Origin of the sequence: Streptomyces sp. NPDC014991 (genome assembly GCF_043080665.1) — a bacterium.
GTDB lineage: Bacteria > Actinomycetota > Actinomycetes > Streptomycetales > Streptomycetaceae > Streptomyces.
On sequence record NZ_JBIBVY010000009.1, the window covers coordinates 1 to 16,680 of the forward strand.

General features: G+C 73.4%; 12 protein-coding genes and 1 pseudogene. 4 read left to right on the top strand and 9 right to left on the bottom strand.

Annotation, left to right across the window (positions count from 1 at the left end):
* The 4 genes and pseudogenes from ACF1BE_RS16070 to ACF1BE_RS16085 all read right to left on the bottom strand — a co-directional run.
* A pseudogene (locus ACF1BE_RS16070) lies at positions 1–137 on the bottom strand (IS481 family transposase); the annotation flags it as partial.
* 110 nt (positions 138–247) lie between these two features.
* Positions 248–1,048, bottom strand: a complete 801-nt coding sequence (locus ACF1BE_RS16075; protein ID WP_392199866.1) for a sugar phosphate isomerase/epimerase family protein — start codon at positions 1,046–1,048, stop codon at positions 248–250.
* Between the two features lie 38 nt (positions 1,049–1,086).
* Positions 1,087–2,238, bottom strand: coding sequence for a dihydrodipicolinate synthase family protein (locus tag ACF1BE_RS16080; protein ID WP_392199651.1), 1,152 nt, complete (start codon positions 2,236–2,238; stop codon positions 1,087–1,089).
* Positions 2,235–3,386 carry a Gfo/Idh/MocA family protein gene (locus ACF1BE_RS16085; RefSeq protein ID WP_392199652.1) on the bottom strand — a complete coding sequence of 384 codons (1,152 nt, stop codon included), beginning with the start codon at positions 3,384–3,386 and terminating at the stop codon, positions 2,235–2,237. The genes ACF1BE_RS16080 and ACF1BE_RS16085 overlap by 4 nt, the downstream gene beginning before the upstream one ends.
* Before the next feature lie 250 nt (positions 3,387–3,636).
* Between ACF1BE_RS16085 and ACF1BE_RS16090 the strand changes: the two genes are divergently transcribed.
* From ACF1BE_RS16090 to ACF1BE_RS16100, 3 genes are all read left to right on the top strand, one after another.
* Entirely contained in the window at positions 3,637–4,686 is a 1,050-nt protein-coding gene (locus tag ACF1BE_RS16090; RefSeq protein WP_392199653.1) for a LacI family DNA-binding transcriptional regulator, read from the top strand.
* 360 nt (positions 4,687–5,046) lie between these two features.
* The gene (locus ACF1BE_RS16095; RefSeq protein WP_392199654.1) at positions 5,047–5,649 is read left to right on the top strand and encodes a dihydrofolate reductase family protein; all 603 of its coding nucleotides are present in this window, start codon (positions 5,047–5,049) and stop codon (positions 5,647–5,649) included.
* Positions 5,650–5,716: 67 nt separating this feature from the next.
* Positions 5,717–6,517 (top strand): sugar phosphate isomerase/epimerase family protein, encoded by an 801-nt coding sequence (locus tag ACF1BE_RS16100; RefSeq protein ID WP_392199867.1) that lies wholly within the window; start codon positions 5,717–5,719, stop codon positions 6,515–6,517.
* 308 nt (positions 6,518–6,825) lie between these two features.
* Here the strand turns inward: ACF1BE_RS16100 and ACF1BE_RS16105 are convergent, their stop codons facing one another.
* Positions 6,826–7,404, bottom strand: coding sequence for an RBBP9/YdeN family alpha/beta hydrolase (locus ACF1BE_RS16105; protein ID WP_392199868.1), 579 nt, complete (start codon positions 7,402–7,404; stop codon positions 6,826–6,828).
* A gap of 55 nt (positions 7,405–7,459) precedes the next feature.
* Entirely contained in the window at positions 7,460–8,695 is a 1,236-nt protein-coding gene (aroA, locus tag ACF1BE_RS16110) for a 3-phosphoshikimate 1-carboxyvinyltransferase (RefSeq protein ID WP_392199655.1), read from the bottom strand.
* Positions 8,696–8,881: 186 nt separating this feature from the next.
* On the opposite strand from aroA, the gene ACF1BE_RS16115 reads away from it, so the two are divergent.
* Positions 8,882–10,723, top strand: coding sequence for a glycoside hydrolase family 3 protein (locus ACF1BE_RS16115; protein WP_392199656.1), 1,842 nt, complete (start codon positions 8,882–8,884; stop codon positions 10,721–10,723).
* 20 nt (positions 10,724–10,743) lie between these two features.
* Here the strand turns inward: ACF1BE_RS16115 and ACF1BE_RS16120 are convergent, their stop codons facing one another.
* The 3 genes from ACF1BE_RS16120 to ACF1BE_RS16130 form a co-directional block, all read right to left on the bottom strand.
* Positions 10,744–12,159: a S28 family serine protease gene (locus ACF1BE_RS16120; RefSeq protein WP_392199657.1), complete on the bottom strand. Its 1,416-nt coding sequence runs from the start codon at positions 12,157–12,159 to the stop codon at positions 10,744–10,746.
* Between the two features lie 92 nt (positions 12,160–12,251).
* Entirely contained in the window at positions 12,252–12,647 is a 396-nt protein-coding gene (locus ACF1BE_RS16125; RefSeq protein WP_392199658.1) for a hypothetical protein, read from the bottom strand.
* Between the two features lie 111 nt (positions 12,648–12,758).
* Positions 12,759–16,481 carry an ABC transporter ATP-binding protein gene (locus ACF1BE_RS16130; RefSeq protein ID WP_392199659.1) on the bottom strand — a complete coding sequence of 1,241 codons (3,723 nt, stop codon included), beginning with the start codon at positions 16,479–16,481 and terminating at the stop codon, positions 12,759–12,761.
* Between the last annotated feature and the right edge of the window lie 199 nt (positions 16,482–16,680).

Below are 16,680 nucleotides of genomic sequence, written 5' to 3' on the forward strand. Positions count from 1 at the left end.
CTCGCCCAGCGGGCGGCGGTGGTGTGGCTGACCTGGAAGCGTTCCGCGGCCCGCCGCAGCGGCCAGCCGTCGTCCACGACACACCGGGCCAGACGGAGCCTGCCGGTCGGCGTCAGCGGGGCATTACGGTGGGACACGAGGGCCTCCTGAGCGTTGGTGCAGATGTCGCAATCCACACCGAACCCAGAAGGCCCTCACCTGTTCAAGCACCCAGCCCGCGTGTCACCAACGTCCCGGGACAACACACCTAGCCCATCACCCGTTCCGCGAACCGCCTCGCCGTCTCCGCCAGCACCTTCCGGCCGTCCCGGGCCCACAGGCCGTCGTTGAAGAGTTCGACCTCGATCGGGCCGGTGTAGCCGGCGGCCTCCACGTGGCCCAGCCACTCGCGCATGTCGATCGCGCCGTCGCCGAGCTGGCCGCGGCCGTTGAGGACGCCCTCGGGGAGGGGGGTGGTCCAGTCGGCGAGCTGGAAGGCGTGGATGCGGCCCGCCGCGCCCGCCCGGGCGATCTGCGCGGGCGCCTGGTCGTCCCACCAGACGTGGTACGTGTCCACGGCCACCCCGACCTGGTGGGCGGGGAAGCGTTCGGCGAGGTCGAGGGCCTGGGCGAGGGTGGAGACCACGCAGCGGTCGGCGGCGTACATCGGGTGCAGGGGCTCGATGGCGAGCCGTACGCCGTGGTCCTCGGCGTACGGGCCGAGTTCCGCCAGGGCGTCGGCGATCCGCTCCCGGGCGCCGTGCAGGTCCCTGGAGCCGGCCGGAAGACCGCCGCAGACCAGCACCAGGGTGTCGGTGCCGAGGGTGGCGGCTTCCTCGACCGCCCGGCGGTTGTCGGCCAGGGCCGCCGCGCGGCCCGCCGGATCGATCGCGGTGAGGAAGCCGCCCCGGCACAGGGTCGTCACCGTCAGACCGGCGTCGCGCACCAGCTCGGCCGCCGCCTCGACGCCGTACGCCTGGACCGGCTCCCGCCACAGGCCCACCCGGGAGACGCCCGCCTGCGCGCAGGCGGCGGCGAGGCCGGGAAGGGACAGCTGCTTCACGGTCATCTGGTTGATCGAGAAGCGTTCCAGGCCGCCCGTCGTACTCACTGGTCCACCCCGTACACGGAAAGGAGGGTCTTCATGCGCTCCTCGGCGAGCCCCGGGTCCGGGAACAGACCGAGTGCGTCCGCGAGTTCGTAGGCGCGGGCGAGGTGCGGGAGGGAGCGGGCCGACTGGAGTCCGCCGACCATCGTGAAGTGGGACTGGTGGCCCGCGAGCCAGGCGAGGAGGACGACGCCCGTCTTGTAGAAGCGGGTGGGGGGCTGGAAGAGGTGCCGGGACAGCTCGACCGTGGGGTCGAGGAGCGCGCGGAAGCCGGCCACGTCCCCCGTGTCCAGTACCCGTACGGCCTGTGCGGCCAGCGGGCCCAGTGGGTCGAAGACGCCCAGCAGGGCGTGGCTGAAGCCCTGGCCGTCGCCCGCGATCAGCTCGGGGTAGTGGAAGTCGTCGCCGGTGTAGCAGCGCACGCCGTGCGGCAGCCTGCGCCGCAGGTCCGTCTCGCGCCGCGCGTCGAGCAGGGAGACCTTGACGCCGTCGACCTTGTCGGGGTGGGCCGCGATCACCTCCAGGAAGGTGCCGGTGGCCGCGTCGAGGTCCGCGGCGCCCCAGTAGCCCTCCAGCGCCGGGTCGAACATCGGGCCCAGCCAGTGCAGCACGACCGGCTCGGCGGACTGGCGCAGGAGGTGGCCGTACACCTCCAGGTAGTCCTCGGGGCCGGTGGCGGTCGCGGCCAGCGCCCTGGACGCCATGAGGATGACCTGGGCGCCCGCGTCCTCGACCACGGCGAGCTGTTCCTCGTAGGCCGCGCGGATGCCGGCGAGGGAGCCGCCGGTGATCTGGTCGGTGCCGGCTCCGCAGGCGATGCGGCCGCCGACCGCCTTCGCCTCCGCCGCCGACCGGCGGATCAGCTCGGCAGCGCCCGCCCAGTCCAGGCCCATGCCGCGCTGGGCGGTGTCCATGGCCTCGGCGACACCGAGGCCGTGGGACCACAGGTGGCGGCGGAAGGCGAGGGTGGCGTCCCAGTCGACGGCGGCGGGCGCGTCGGGCGAGACGTCCGCGTACGGGTCGGCGACGACGTGGGCCGCGGAGAAGACCGTACGGGAGGTGAAGGGGGTGCCGGGGGTGACGGCGAGGGGTTCGGTGCGCGGCTCGTACGTCCGCAGCCGCCCGTGGGCGCCGGGAAGCCGGACGGTCACAGGGAGACCTCCGGTACGTCGATGCGGCGGCCCTCGGCGGAGGACCTCAGGCCCAGTTCGGCGAGCTGGACGCCGCGGGCGCCGGCCAGGAGGTCCCAGTGGTAGGGGGCGTCGGCGTAGACGTGCTTGAGGAACAGCTCCCACTGCGCCTTGAAGCCGTTGTCGAACTCGGTGTTGTCGGGGACCTCCTGCCACTGGTCGCGGAAGACCTCGGTGGCGGGGATGTCCGGGTTCCAGACGGGTTTGGGGGTGGCGCTGCGGTGCTGCACGCGGCAGGTGCGCAGGCCGGCCACGGCCGAGCCCTCGGTGCCGTCGACCTGGAACTCGACCAGTTCGTCGCGGTGGACGCGGACCGCCCAGGAGGAGTTGATCTGGGCGACGGCGCCGCCCTCGAGTTCGAAGACGCCGTAGGCGGCGTCGTCGGCGGTGGCGTCGTACGGCTTGCCCTGTTCGTCCCAGCGCTGCGGGATGTGGGTGGTGGCCAGGGCCTGGACGGACCTCACCCGGCCGAACAGCTCGTGCAGGACGTACTCCCAGTGCGGGAACATGTCGACGACGATGCCGCCGCCGTCCTCGGCCCGGTAGTTCCAGGAGGGGCGCTGGGCCGGCTGCCAGTCGCCCTCGAAGACCCAGTAGCCGAACTCGCCGCGGACGGAGAGGACACGGCCGAAGAAGCCGCCGTCGATGAGCCGCTTCAGCTTCCGCAGGCCCGGCAGGAAGATCTTGTCCTGGACGACGCCGTGCCGGATGCCCCGGGCATGGGCGAGACGGGCGAGTTCGAGGGCGCCGTCCAGGCCGGTGGCGGTGGGCTTCTCGGTGTAGACGTGCTTGCCGGCGGCGATCGCCTTCCTGAGGGCCTCTTCGCGGGCGGAGGTGACCTGGGAGTCGAAGTAGATGTCGACGGACGGGTCGGCGAGGACGGCGTCGACGTCGGTGGAGACCTCGGTGAGGCCGTGCCGGGCGGCGATCTCCTGCAGGGCGTGCTCGCGGCGGCCGAGCAGAACGGGCTCGGGCCAGAGCACGGTGCCGTCGCCGAGGTCGAGGCCGCCCTGTTCGCGCAGGGCGAGTATCGACCGGACGAGGTGCTGGCGGTAGCCCATGCGCCCGGTCACGCCGTTCATGGCGATACGCACCGTCTTGCGTGTCACGTCAGTCCTCTCCGTGGGCGCCGCGCGCCCCGATCAGTACGGCAAGCCCCTGCCCGGACCCTTGCAGCAAGCGCTTTCTACGCAGAGAAGCTAGCCCCTGGACGTGGTCCGTACAAGACCGTGTCCGCTTCGAGTCGTTCGAGGGGGCGAACAATCGGGGTCCCTGGCCTTAGGGTCTGCTCGGAACCAGGACTTCTGCCTGGATGTCTACGAGGGCGTACGACAACATGCGCGACCGGAGGACGACGAGATGACGGTGACCCTGGCGGACGTGGCGGCCCGCGCCCAGGTCTCCCCAGCGACGGTGTCGCGCGTGCTGAACGGCAACTACCCGGTGGCCGCCTCCACGCGCGAGCGGGTGCTGCGCGCCGTGGACGAACTGGACTACGTCCTCAACGGGCCCGCCAGCGCGCTCGCCGCGGCCACCTCCGACCTGGTCGGCATCCTCGTCAACGACATCGCCGACCCCTTCTTCGGGATCATGGCCGGCGCGATCCAGGCCGAGATCGGCGGACCCGGCGGACGGGCCGGCGGCGAACGGCTCGCGGTCGTCTGCAACACGGGCGGCTCCCCGGAACGCGAACTGACCTACCTGACCCTGCTCCAGCGGCAGCGCGCCGCGGCCGTCGTGCTGACCGGCGGAGCCGTGGAGAAGGCGCCGCACGCGGCGGCGGTCGCGGCGAAACTGCGGAAGCTGGCGGACGCCGGGACCCGGGTGGTGCTGTGCGGGCGCCCGCCGGCACCCGACGCCAAGGCCATCGCGCTGACCTTCGACAACCGGGGCGGGGCCCGCGCGCTGACCGACCACCTCGTCGGCCTCGGCCACCGCCGGCTCGGCTACATCGCCGGCCCCCAGGAGCGCACCACCACCCGGCACCGCCTGGAGGGCCACCGCGCGGCCCTGACGGCGGCCGGCATCGAGGACGACCCGCACCGGACGGTGTACGGCCGCTACGACCGCCGGTCCGGTTACGAGGCCACGCTGGAGCTGCTGCGCCGCGACCCCTCCCTGACGGCAGTCGTGGCCGCGAACGACTCCGTCGCCCTGGGCGCCTGCGCCGCCCTGCGCGAATCCGGCCTGCGCATCCCCGGTGACGTCTCGGTCGCCGGCTTCGACGACCTGCCGTTCAGCGTCGACACGGTGCCCGCACTGACCACGGTCCGACTGCCGCTGGCGGAGGCCGGGGCCCGGGCGGGCCGCGTCGCGATGGGCCGCGAGGAACCACCGCCCGGCGGTATCGCCTCCGTACGGGGGGAGTTGATGGTGCGGGGCTCCACCGGGGTGCCGCGGACGTCCTGAGCGCGGTGGGGGCTACGACGGGCGTCGCGGCGGGCGTACGGGTGGGTCGTGCGTCCGGCCGTACGCGGGCCGCGCGGCGGGCGCCGGGCGTGCGGTGCCGCGCGACCCGCGGGCCGGGCCTCCTCGCCGCGTGACCGGCCGTGCGGCGGGCGGTGGTCGAACGGTGGCACGGTCCTCGTCGCGCCGGCGAGTACGGTGATCCTGCCGCGCGCGGGGCAACCGTGTCGCCGGCGACGGGCGCCGTCGCCGCCATGACCGTCCACCGGCGCGGCAACGGCGGCCCGCCCGGGCGATGAGTTTCGCGGCGGCCATCGGTCTGCACCGGCGTACGGACCGGAAAACAGGAACGGGAGCACCCCCATGCGTGTCGTCGTCACCGAGTTCATCAGCCTCGACGGAGTCGTGCAGGCCCCCGGCGGGCCCGAGGAGGACACCGACGGAGGGTTCACGCACGGCGGCTGGTCGCATCCGTTCTTCGACCCGGAGGTCCTCGGCGGGGCCTTCGCCGCGGGCCTGGAGAAGGCCGAGGCACTGCTGTACGGGCGGCGTACCTACCGGACGATGGCCGCCGCCTGGCCGGAGCGGGCCGGGGACCCCTTCGCCGACCGGCTGAACTCCCTGCGCAAGTACGTCGTCTCGGACACCCTCGGTGACGAGGAGCTCACCTGGGACAACACCGTGCGCGTGCCGGGGGCGCAGGCCTTGGACAAGGTGCGCGAACTCCGGGCCGCCGACGGTGGCGACGTGGCGATGATGGGCAGTCCGACGCTGGTGCGCGCCCTGATCGAGGCGGACCTGGTGGACGAGCTGCGGCTCGTGGTCATGCCCGTGATGCTCGGCGGCGGAAAGTCGATCTTCCCGGCGGACGGGGCGCTGCGGACCTGGGAGCTGGTGTCTTCGGTCACCGCGAAGACCGGCGCCCAGGTCAACGTGTTCCGGCCGGCACGGGGGCCGCAGGGCTGACCGGCACCCCCGGTCCGTGCGAGGCGTGGGGCATGAGCCCGGCGGCTGGGGGGTACGTTCCGTGACCATGAAGCTGGCGTTCTCCACTCTCGGTGTCCCCGGTCTGCCCGTCCCGGAGGTCCTGGCGCTCGCGAGCGCCCACGGCTACCACGGGGTCGAACTGCGCGCCCACCCGGAGGAACCGGTGCATCCGGGTCTCTCCCCGGCGGGCCGCGCCGAGACCGCGGCCCGGTTCCGGGACGCCGGGATCGAGGTGCTCGGGATCGCCGGGTACGCCCGCGTGGCCGCCCCCGGCGACGACGCCCCCGTGCTGGAGGAGATCCGCGGACTGCTCCGTCTGGCCCACGACCTCGGCGCGCCCTACGCCCGCGTCCTCCCCGGCGCCGCCGCGGAGCAGCCCCGCGAGGAGTCCGACGCGATCGCCGCCCGGCGGCTCGGCACCGCCGCGGAGGACGCCGCCGCGCTCGGCGTCCGGATCCTGCTGGAGACCCACGACTCGCACCGCACCGGCGCCGACGCGATCCGGATCCTCGGCCCGGTCGGACACCGGCAGGTGGGCGCGGTGTGGGACGTGATGCACACCTGGCTGGGCGGCGAGCAGCCGGCCGAGACCTACGCGGCCCTCGCCCCGCACCTGGGATACGTGCAGGTGAAGGACATCTCCTCGGCCGAGGACACCGCCCCGCTGCCGCTCGGCGCGGGTGTGCTGCCGCTCACCGAGTGCGTGGACGTCCTCACCCGGCACGGCTGGGACGGCTGGCTGTGCTGGGAGTACGAGAAGCGCTGGCACGAGGAGGCCGCCCCGCTCGCCGGACTGCTGGACGCGGGCCGCGACCACCTGACGCGGCTGCTGGGCGAGGCGGCGTAGACCGCACGCCCCGGCTGCGGTCCGGACGCCTCAGCCGTCGTCCGGCGGACGCGGGGCGCGCGGTCGGGTGCCCTGGCGGCCGATGACCGGTGTCCATGGCCCGTGACCGGTGTGCGTCGGGCATGAGCCGGTGTCCGTGGCCCCTGAGCCGGTGTCCGTGGCCGGTGTTCGGGTCCGTGCGGCCGTGGACCTCGGGTTCCGGCCGCGGGGCGTGGATGCCTCACGCGTCGGCCGCGGGGCGTGGGGGCCTCAACGCGTCGGTCGGCGGGGGTGGATGCCTCACGCGTCGGCCGGTGGGCGTGGGTGGCTCACGCGGCGGTCGGTGGGCGTGGGGTGAGGGGTGTGGTGCTGTTGACGCACCAGTCCAGTACGGCCGGCCAGGGGCCGTATCCGGCGTCCAGGTCGAGGTGGGCGGCGCCCGGCAGGATGTCGGCGGGGATGCCGAGCGGGCCGGCGAAGAGGCGGCCCGCGCCTTCGGGACAGTAGGGGTCGTCGTCGCCCGCGACCAGCCGTGCCGGCCCGGGGAGCGTGAAGTCGAGGGCGGGCGGGGCGAACTCCGCGATCTCCGGATGCCGGGCGGCGACGGACCCGGACGGCGGCGCGACGAGCAGCACCCGGTCGGCGTACCGGAGCTGCTTCATGCCCCGGGCGGCGGCGTGCAGCCACAGCAGGGCGGACGCGCTGTGCGCCAGCACGACCCGCTCTCCCGTGCCGTCCAGCTCCTCCAGGTGCCGGGCGAGTTCACCGAGCCACACGGCTAGGCCGGGGTCGTCCGGATCGGGCAGTGCCGGGTAGACGACCCGGTGGCCGAGCGCGGTGAGCCGGTCGGCGAGCCAGTGCTGCCAGTGCGCCCGCGGGCGGTGGTTCTGCCAGCCGTGCAGGATCAGGTACGAGCGGGGGGCATGGCGGCGGTCCTCTCTTCCGGGGGCCTTCGCGGGGGCGTCAGCCGACGGCGGGCAGCGTCGCGAACGCGTCGTGGAAACCGGGGAACGTCTTGCGCACGCAGCCGGGGTCGTCGTACGTCAGGCCGGGGGTGCGCAGGGCGGTGACGGCGAACGACATGACGATGCGGTGGTCGCCGAAGGACTTGATCTCGACGCCGGGCGTGGGCGTGCCGGGCCGGATCTCGATCCAGTCGGGGCCGGTCACCACGTGCACGCCGAGCCGCCGCAGGTTGTCCGCGCAGGCCTCCAGGCGGTCGCACTCCTTCACCCGCGTGTTGGCGACGTCCTCGATGCGGACCGGCCCGGAGGCGAACGGCGCGATCGCGGCCAGCGTCGGCATGGTGTCGGAGATGTCCCGCATGTTCACCGTGAGCCCGCGCAGCTCTCCCGTGCCGCGCACGGTCGTGCGGTCCTTCGCGACGGTCACCTGCGCGCCCATCCGCCGCAGCACGTCCACGAAGCGCAGGTCGCCCTGGAGGGCGTCCGCGCCGAGGCCGGGCACGGTGATCTCGCGGCCCGGGGTGACGGCCGCCGCGGCGAAGAAGTAGCTCGCGGTGGAGGCGTCGGGTTCGACGGCGTAGGTGGTGGCCCGGTAGCCGCCGGGCGGGACGTCGTACACCGTGCCGTCCCGGGTGACGTCGGCGCCGAACGCCCGCATCATCGCGAGGGTGATCTCCACGTACGGCGCCGACACCAGGTCGGTCACCCGGATGCGCAGGCCGGTGCGGGTCAGCGGGCCCAGCAGGAGCAGCGCGGTGAGGTACTGGGAGGACTGGCCGGCGTCCAGCGAGACCTCGCCGCCCTCGACGCCGGCCGCGTGCACGGTGAGCGGATGGTGGCCCTCGGCCCCTTCGTGCCGCAGGTCGACGCCGAGGTCGCGCAGGGCGCGGGTGAGCGGGCCGAGGGGGCGGCGGCGCATCTGCGGGGAGGCGTCGAAGCGGTAGGTGCCGTGTCCGGCGGCGGCCAGGGTGGGCAGGAAGCGGGCGGTGGTGGCGCCGTCGCGGCAGAAGACGTCGGCCTCGGCACGCGCCGGTCCCTGCGGACGGCCGTCGATCTGCCAGGTGTCGGGGGTGCGTCCGACCCGGTAGCCGAGCCGGGTCAGGCCTTCGGAGAAGCCCTCGGTGTCGTCGGAGCGCAACGGCCGGACCAGTGTGGTGACGCCGTCGGCGGCTGCGGCGAGGAAGAGCGCGCGGGCGGTGATGGACTTGGAACCGGGGATGTCGACTGCGGGCATGGCCGCATGATGACGGCTCGTCCGGGGTGCGGTCACGCGATGTCCAGGAGCTGGACGCGCCGCCGGAATGCGCCGGCGGCGGCCTCGGCGTGGTTACTGTGCATTCCCTTGACGGAAAGAAACTTCCCGGATATTGGTGACTCCTCGGAAGTTTCCTTCAGCGGTTCTCCTCTGGAAGGAGCGCACGTGCACGACACCAGCACGGGAAGCACGGGAAGCACCGCACGGCCGTCGAGACGCGCCGTCCTCGCCGCCACCGCCGGCCTCACGGCCGGTCTCACCGTCCCGGCGACCGCCCGGGCCGCCGCCCACTCCGCCGTCCACGACCGGCGGCTGCGCGCCCTGATCTCCCGGATGACGCTGGAGGAGAAGGTCGGCCAGCTGTTCGTGATGCGGGTCTACGGCCACTCCGCCACCGCCCCCGACAAGGCCGACGCCGACGCCAACCTCAAGGAGATCGGCGTCCGCACCGCCGCCGAGCTGATCGCCACCTACCGCGTCGGCGGCATCATCTACTTCACCTGGGCGCACAACACCCGCGACCCGCATCAGATCGCGGACCTGTCCGACGGCATCCAGCGGGCCTGCCTGGAGCAGCCGCGCGGACTGCCGGCGCTCATCGCCACCGACCAGGAGCACGGCGCCGTCTGCCGGATCGGCAGGCCGGCCACCCTGTTCCCGGGCGCGATGGCGGTCGGCGCGGGCGGCTCCCGCGCCGACGCCCGCACGCTCGGCCGGATCTCCGGCACCGAGCTGCGCGCGATGGGCGTCAACCAGGACTACTCCCCCGACGCCGACGTGAACGTCAACCCGGCCAACCCGGTCATCGGCGTCCGTTCCTTCGGCGCCGACCCCGAGGCGGTGGCCGCACTGGTCGCCGCCGAGGTGAGGGGCTATCAGGCGGCACGGGTCGCGGCGACCGCCAAGCACTTCCCGGGCCACGGGGACACGGCAGTCGACAGTCACTACGGCTTCCCGGTCATCACGCACAGCCGGGAGCTGTGGGAGCGGCTGGACGCGGTGCCGTTCCGGGCCGCGATCCGGGCGGGCATCGACTCGGTCATGACCGCGCACATCCAGTTCCCGGCCCTGGACGACTCCGGGGACCCGGCGACCCTGTCCCGTCCGATCGTCACCGGCATCCTGCGCGGCGAACTCGGTTACGACGGGGTGGTGATCACCGACTCGCTGGGCATGGAGGGCGTCCGCACCAAGTACGGCGACGACCGGGTGCCGGTGCTCGCGCTCAAGGCCGGTGTCGACCAGCTGCTCAACCCGCCGTCGCTGGACGTGGCGTGGCACGCGGTGCTGAGGGCCGTGCGCGAGGGCGAGCTGACCGAGGCCCGCCTGGACGAGTCGATCCTGCGCATCCTGCGCCTGAAGGCCCGGCTCGGGCTCTTCGAGCACCCCTACGCCGACCGGGCAGGGGTCGGGCGCACGGTGGGGACCCGGGCGCACCTGGCCGCCGCCGACCGCATCGCCGAACGTGGCACCACGCTGCTGGTCAACGAGGACGGCACCCTGCCCTTCGACCGACGCAGCGAACACCGGCTCCTCGTCGTCGGCGCCGACCCGGCGTCCCCGTCCGGCACCACCGGGCCGCCCACCGGCGTCCTGGCCGCCGCCCTCACCGGACTGGGCTTCACCGCCACGGCCCTGTCCACGGGCACCGCGCCCTCCGCCGCTGCCGTCAACGAGGCGGTCACGGCAGCGCGGGACGCGGACGCGGTGGTCGTGGCCACGTACAACGTGACGGCGTCCAGCAGCCAGCGGACCCTGGTGGACCGTCTGCTGGCGACCGGGAAGCCGGTGGCCGTGGTGGCGGTCCGCAACCCGTACGACGTCGCGCAGTTCCCTTCCGTCCGGGCCTGCCTGGCCACGTACTGCTGGACGGACGTCGAACTGCGCGCCGCCGCACGGGTGATCGCCGGCCGGGTGGCACCGCGCGGGAAGCTGCCGGTACCGGTGCAGCGGGCGGACGACCCGGCGCGGGTGCTGTACCCGATCGGACACGGGCTGACCTACTAGCGGCCGGCCCGCCGGGTCGTTCAGGGACGCAGTGCGGGTTCCCGCTCCGTGTCCCGGGCGTCCAGCCGTGCGTCGTACGGGGCGAGCGGCTCGGCCCGGGCCACGGTGGCCGGCGGGAGGCCCGCCCAGTCCAGGATCCGGGCGGTGGCGAGGTTCTTCCGGTCGGGGACCAGGCCCGCCACGTTCGCGCCGTGGTTCAGGCCGGGCGCCTCGAAGACGTAGGAGTCACGGGCGCCCGCGCCGAGCCGGAAGCGCTCCGCTCCCCAGGGGTCGTTCTGGCCGTAGACGAAGAGCATGTGCGTGGCGTGGTGCCGTACCCAGGTGTCCACGTCCCGCATGGCCCGCGGCTGGAAACGCATCGGGATGGAACGGGGCACGAGGTTGCGCGGCGGCTGGTAGCCGTAGTGGACCAGGTGCTTTCCGAGGTACGGGAAGTGGATGGTCGGCGCGCCCAGCTGCGTGCCCGCCTGGTAGTAGTACGGCGTGTACGTCTGGAGGCCCTGGTCGGTGTAGGCGGAGAATCCGGAGATGGCGTCGACCGAGTCCCAGATGGCGTCGTCGCTCGCGGTGGCCGCGTCCGCCGGGACGGTGTCGCAGTCCTTGAGCAGGCTGTACTGCCAGAAGCCCCACACGTAGTCGAGGACGACGGCCTCGTACGCCCTGTCCAGGCTGCCGATGGTGCCGAAGGTGTAGCCGTTGTCGGCGGCGTACCGGGCGTACCGCTTCTCCAGCGGCTCGCGGCGCACCAGTGCCTCCCGCTGGACGGCGTTCAGCCGGTCCCGGCACTCCTTGGTCCCGACGTGGGTGAAGAAGCGGTCGTACGCCGAATCCTCCTTGTCGACGACGTCGTCGGGGGCGACGTAGGCCACCACGCCGTCCATGTCGCGCGGGTAGAACCGCTCGTAGTAGGTGGCCGTCATGCCGCCCTTGGAGCCGCCCGTGGCCAGCCAGTTGGCGGAGTAGACCGCTTTGAGGGCCTGGTGGACGCGGTGCTGGTCGCTCGCCGCCTGCCAGATGTCGAGCTTGGTCCAGTCGGCCGGCTCGGGGCGGGACGGGGTGAAGAAGCGGTATTCCAGGGAGACCTGGTTGCCGTCCACGATCTGGGTGGGTTCGCGGCGCGAGGGGGTCGTGGAGACGTTGTAGCCGCTGGTGTAGAAGACCGTGGGGCGGCTGGTGTCCTTGTGCAGCACGGTGATCCGCTGCTGGAAGGTGCCGCGGCCGGGGTGGCGGTGGTCGACCGGCTGGGTGTAGTTCAGGACGAAGTAGCGGTAGCCGGGGTACGGCTTCTCCTGGACCAGGCTCATGCCGGGTATCGACAGCAGCCGGTCCTTGATGTCGGTGGGCTCGGGCTCGGCGGCGGTGGCCGCCCCGGCCGCCGTGCTCAGTGTGCCTATGAGCACTGTGAGCGCCAGCAGCCATCTGAGCGCCTTGCGCATGCGTACTCTCCCCTGTGAGACAGATGTGCGCCGGAAGCTATCCCAGCAACTGCCGTCACACCAGGGGTAATTGCGCGGCTCCGCTCAGGCGTTCAGCACAGGATCCAGCCGGAGCTGACCGTGTACCGGTCCACCGCCCCCTTGATCCAGACGCAGCGGTGGCCGGCGTGCACGGTCACCGGGCCGGCGTGGTACCGGTAGCGGCCCCGGTCGACGACCGGACGGTTGCCGCGGGCCTGCACGCTGACCGACATCGCCTGCGCGGCGCCGGGGTGCCGGGCGACGGTGACGGCGCAGACGTAGCCGTCGTGCTTGTAGACGTGGGTGACGCCGGTTCTGAACGGCAGGGTCCGCACCTCGTGCCCGGCGCAGCCACCGCCGCCCGGGGCGGCCTGCGCGGTTCCCGTCACCGAGAGGGTGAGCGCCCCGGACACGGCCAGCACGGCCGCGCCGAACGCCAGTCGCCGGCGTATCGCACCACTGTCCACTCGTCGTCCTCCCCGTACCGCGGTTCACACTCCCTTGATTCCGTACTGATGTACGGACGCACAAGTGTGTCGGATGGTTGCACGACCGTCAGCGGGACGCGTGGCCGGGGATCAGCGGGAGACGCCGACCGGCGGCTCCTCCGGTTCGGCCCGGCCGACGAAGGTCCGCCACAGTTCGGCGTACCGTCCGCCGCGGGCCAGCAGCTCCTCGTGGGTGCCGTCCTCGGCGACCCGGCCGCGGTCCATCACCACCACCCGGTCGGCGCGGGCCGCGGTGGTCAGGCGGTGGGCGACGACCAGGGTGGTGCGGCGGCCCGCGAGGCGGTCGGTGGCCTGGTTGACCTGTGCCTCGGTGGCCAGGTCGAGGGCGGCCGTGGCCTCGTCCAGGAGCAGGACGTCCGGGTCGACCAGTTCGGCGCGGGCGAGGGCGATCAGCTGGCGCTGGCCCGCCGAGAGGTTGCGGCCGCGCTCGGCGACCTCGTGCAGATAGCCGCCCTCCAGGGTGGCGATCATCTCGTGGGCACCGACCGCGCGGGCCGCGGCCTCCACCTCGGCGTCGGTGGCGTCGGGCCGGCCGTAGGCGATGGCGTCGCGGACGGTGCCCGGGAAGAGGTACGCCTCCTGCGGGACGACGCCCAGCCGGTGCCGGTACGAGGTGAGGTCCAGGGCGCGCAGGTCCGTGCCGTCGGCCGTGACCCGGCCGGCGGTGGGGTCGTAGAACCGCGCGACCAGCTTCACCACCGTCGACTTGCCGGCGCCGGTCTCGCCGACGAACGCGACCGTCTGCCCGGCCGGGATCCGCAGGTCGATGCCGGACAGGGCCTCCTCCTCGTCGCCGTACGCGAAGTGGACGCCCTCGAAGGCGATGTCACCGCGCAGCGACGTCACCTGGAGCGGCTCACCGGCGGACTCCGTGGACGTCGGCTCGCGCAGCAGTTCCTGGATGCGGCCCAGCGAGACCGTGGCCTGCTGGTAGCCGTCGAAGACCTGGGACAGCTGCTGGACGGGCGTGAAGAACAGGTCGATGTAGAGCAGGTAGGCGACCAGGGCGCCGGTGCTGAGCGTGGCCGCCTCGATCCGGCCGGCGCCCGCTACCAGCACGGCCGCCGCCGCGACCGAGGACAGCAGCTGCACGAACGGGAAGTAGACGGAGATCAGCCGCTGGCCGCGGACGCGGGCGCGCCGGTAGGCGTCGCTGCGCTCGGCGAACCGCAGGCCGCCGTCCCGCTCCCGCCGGAAGGCCTGCACGATCCGCAGCCCGGCCACGGTCTCCTGGAGGTCGGCGTTGACCGTCGAGACGCGTTCACGGGCGAGTTCGTACGCCTTCACGCTCGCCCGGCGGAAGAAGAAGGTGGCCACGACCAGCGGGGGCAGGGTCGCGAAGACGACGAGGGCGAGCTGCACGTCGAGGACCAGCAGGGCGACCATGATGCCGAAGAAGGTGACGACCGAGACGAACGCGGTCACCAGGCCGGTCTGGAGGAACGTGGACAGGGCGTCGACGTCGGTCGTCATCCGGGTCATGATCCGGCCGGTCAGCTCGCGCTCGTAGTAGTCCAGGCCGAGCCGCTGGAGCTGCGCGAAGATCTTCAGCCGCAGGGTGTACAGCACGCGTTCGCCGGTACGGCCGGTCATCCGGATCTCACCGGTCTGCGCGGCCCACTGGACGACGACGGTCAGCAGGCCGAGCAGGGCCGCCGACCAGACCGCGCCGAGCGCCGCCTTCGTCACACCCGAGTCGATGCCGTGCCGGATCAGCACCGGCAGCAGCAGGCCCGCGCCCGCGTCCACGGCGACCAGCAGCAGGCTGACCAGCAGGGGAAGCCGGAAACCGCGCAGCAGGCGGCGCAGTCCGTAGGAGTCCTCGGGCAGGACCGCGCGGTCCTCGTCGATGTCCGGGGTGTCGGTGGCCGGGGGCAGGGCCTCGACCTGGGCGAGGAGCTCCGGGGTGGCCGGGGTGCCGGACAGCGCCTGGTCCCGGGGTTCACGGTCGCCGGTCCACAGCCGGGGGGTCAGGCCCCGCTCGGCGTCGAACTCGGCGTCCAGTTCGTCGCGGACGGAGGTGTCCTCGCGCGGCCCGGCCGGCACGGCGTGGCCCGGGGAGACCCGGCCCAGCTCGTCGGGGTCGGTGAGCAGGCGGCGGTAGAGCGCCGAGCGCTGCTGGAGTTCCTCGTGGGTGCCGAGGTCGGCGAGCCGGCCGCCGTCGAGGACGGCGATGCGGTCGGCGAGGTTGAGGGTGGAGCGGCGGTGGGCGATGAGCAGGGTCGTACGGCCCTCCATCACCTGCCCCAGCGCCTCGTGGATCTCGTGCTCCACGCGGGCGTCCACGGCGGAGGTGGCGTCGTCCAGGACGAGCAGGCGGGGGTCGGTGAGCAGGGCGCGGGCGAGCGCGACGCGCTGACGCTGGCCGCCGGAGAGGGTGAGGCCGTGCTCGCCGACCGTGGTGTCGTAGCCGTCGGGCAGCTCGGCGATGAAACGGTCCGCCTGGGCGGCGCGGGCGGCGGCCTCGATCTCCTCCCGGGTGGCGTCCGGACGGCCGTAGGCGATGTTGTTCCGGATGGTGTCGGAGAAGAGGAACGAGTCCTCCGGGACCAGTCCGATCGCGGCCCGCAGCGAGTCCAGGGTCAGCTCGCGCACGTCGTGGCCGCCGATCAGGACGGCGCCGTGGGTGACGTCGTAGAACCGCGGCAGGAGCAGGGAGAGGGTGGACTTGCCGGAGCCGGAGGAGCCGACGACGGCGAGGGTCTCGCCGGGGCGTATCTCGAAGCTGAGTCCCTGGAGGACGGGCGCGCCGCCGCCGTACGCGAAGGACACGTCGTCGAACTCGACGGCCGCGGGCGCGTCGGCGGGAAGGGGCCTGCTGCCGTCCTTCAGGGCGGGCTCGGTGTCGATCAGCTCCAGGACGCGCTCGGTGCCGGCGCGGGCCTGCTGGCCGACCGTGAGGACCATCGCGAGCATGCGGACCGGGCCGACCAGCTGGGCGAGGTAGGTGGAGAAGGCGACGAACGTGCCGAGGGTGATGTGACCGCGTACGGCGAGCCAGCCGCCGACGGCCAGCATGGCGACCTGGCCGAGCGCCGGGACCGCCTGGAGCGCGGGGGTGTACCTGCTGTTCAGCCGGATGGTGCGCAGTCGTCCCGCGAAGAGCCGCCGGCCGACCTCGCGCAGCTTGCCGGTCTCCTGCTCCTCCTGCCCGAACCCCTTGACGACGCGTACGCCGCTCACCGAGCCGTCGACGACGCCCGCCACGGCCGCGGCCTGGGCCTGCGCGTACCAGGTGGCCGGGTGCAGCCTGCTGCGGCTGCGCCGGGCGATCCAGCCGAGGGCCGGGGCGACGGCCAGGGCGACCAGGGTCAGCGGCAGCGACAGCCACGCCATGATCGCCAGGGACATCAGGAAGAGCAGGACGTTCCCGATGGTCATCGGGAGCATGAAGAGCAGGCCCTGGATCAGCTGGAGGTCGCTGGTGGCCCGGCCGACGACCTGGCCGGTGGACAGCTCGTCCTGGCGGCGGCCGTCCAGCCGGGTGATCGTGCCGTACATCTCGGTCCGCAGGTCGTGCTGGACGTCCAGGGCGAGCCGGCCGCCGTAGAAACGGCGGATGTAGGTGAGGGCGTACACGAGGAGGGCCGCGCCGACCAGGGCGCCGGCCCAGGGGGCCATGCCGCGGGTGTGGGCGCCGATCACGTCGTCGATGACGACCTTGGTGATCAGCGGGACCAGGGCCATGACGGCCATGCCGGCGAGGGACGAGCCGAGGGCCAGGACGACGTCCTTGGGGTACCGCCAGGCATAACCCGCCAGCCTTCGTGCCCATCCCCGTCGCGGTGCCACACCGGTGCCTTCCGTCAGAGCTGATCTACCGGAAGGCTGCAACGCCGGCGGATGCGGATTTCATCCCTCCGCAACAATCGGGGTGACCGGGCGGCGGGTATGCACCTCGCGCTCGACGCGCGGCAGCAGCTCCGGGACGTAGATCTCCCGGATGGCCGCGCCGGAGCCGTGCGCCTCCCCGTGCCGCGCGGCCGTCAGG

Bases quoted from the DNA above. Each gene is read 5' to 3' on its own strand.
- ACF1BE_RS16095 (WP_392199654.1), top strand. From the start codon at position 5,047: ATGCGTGTCGTCGTCACCGAGTTCATCAGCCTCGACGGAGTCGTGCAG.
- ACF1BE_RS16075 (WP_392199866.1), bottom strand. From the start codon at position 1,048: ATGACCGTGAAGCAGCTGTCCCTTCCCGGCCTCGCCGCCGCCTGCGCG.
- ACF1BE_RS16090 (WP_392199653.1), top strand. From the start codon at position 3,637: ATGACGGTGACCCTGGCGGACGTGGCGGCCCGCGCCCAGGTCTCCCCA.
- ACF1BE_RS16120 (WP_392199657.1), bottom strand. From the start codon at position 12,159: ATGCGCAAGGCGCTCAGATGGCTGCTGGCGCTCACAGTGCTCATAGGC.
- aroA (WP_392199655.1), bottom strand. From the start codon at position 8,695: ATGCCCGCAGTCGACATCCCCGGTTCCAAGTCCATCACCGCCCGCGCG.
- ACF1BE_RS16100 (WP_392199867.1), top strand. From the start codon at position 5,717: ATGAAGCTGGCGTTCTCCACTCTCGGTGTCCCCGGTCTGCCCGTCCCG.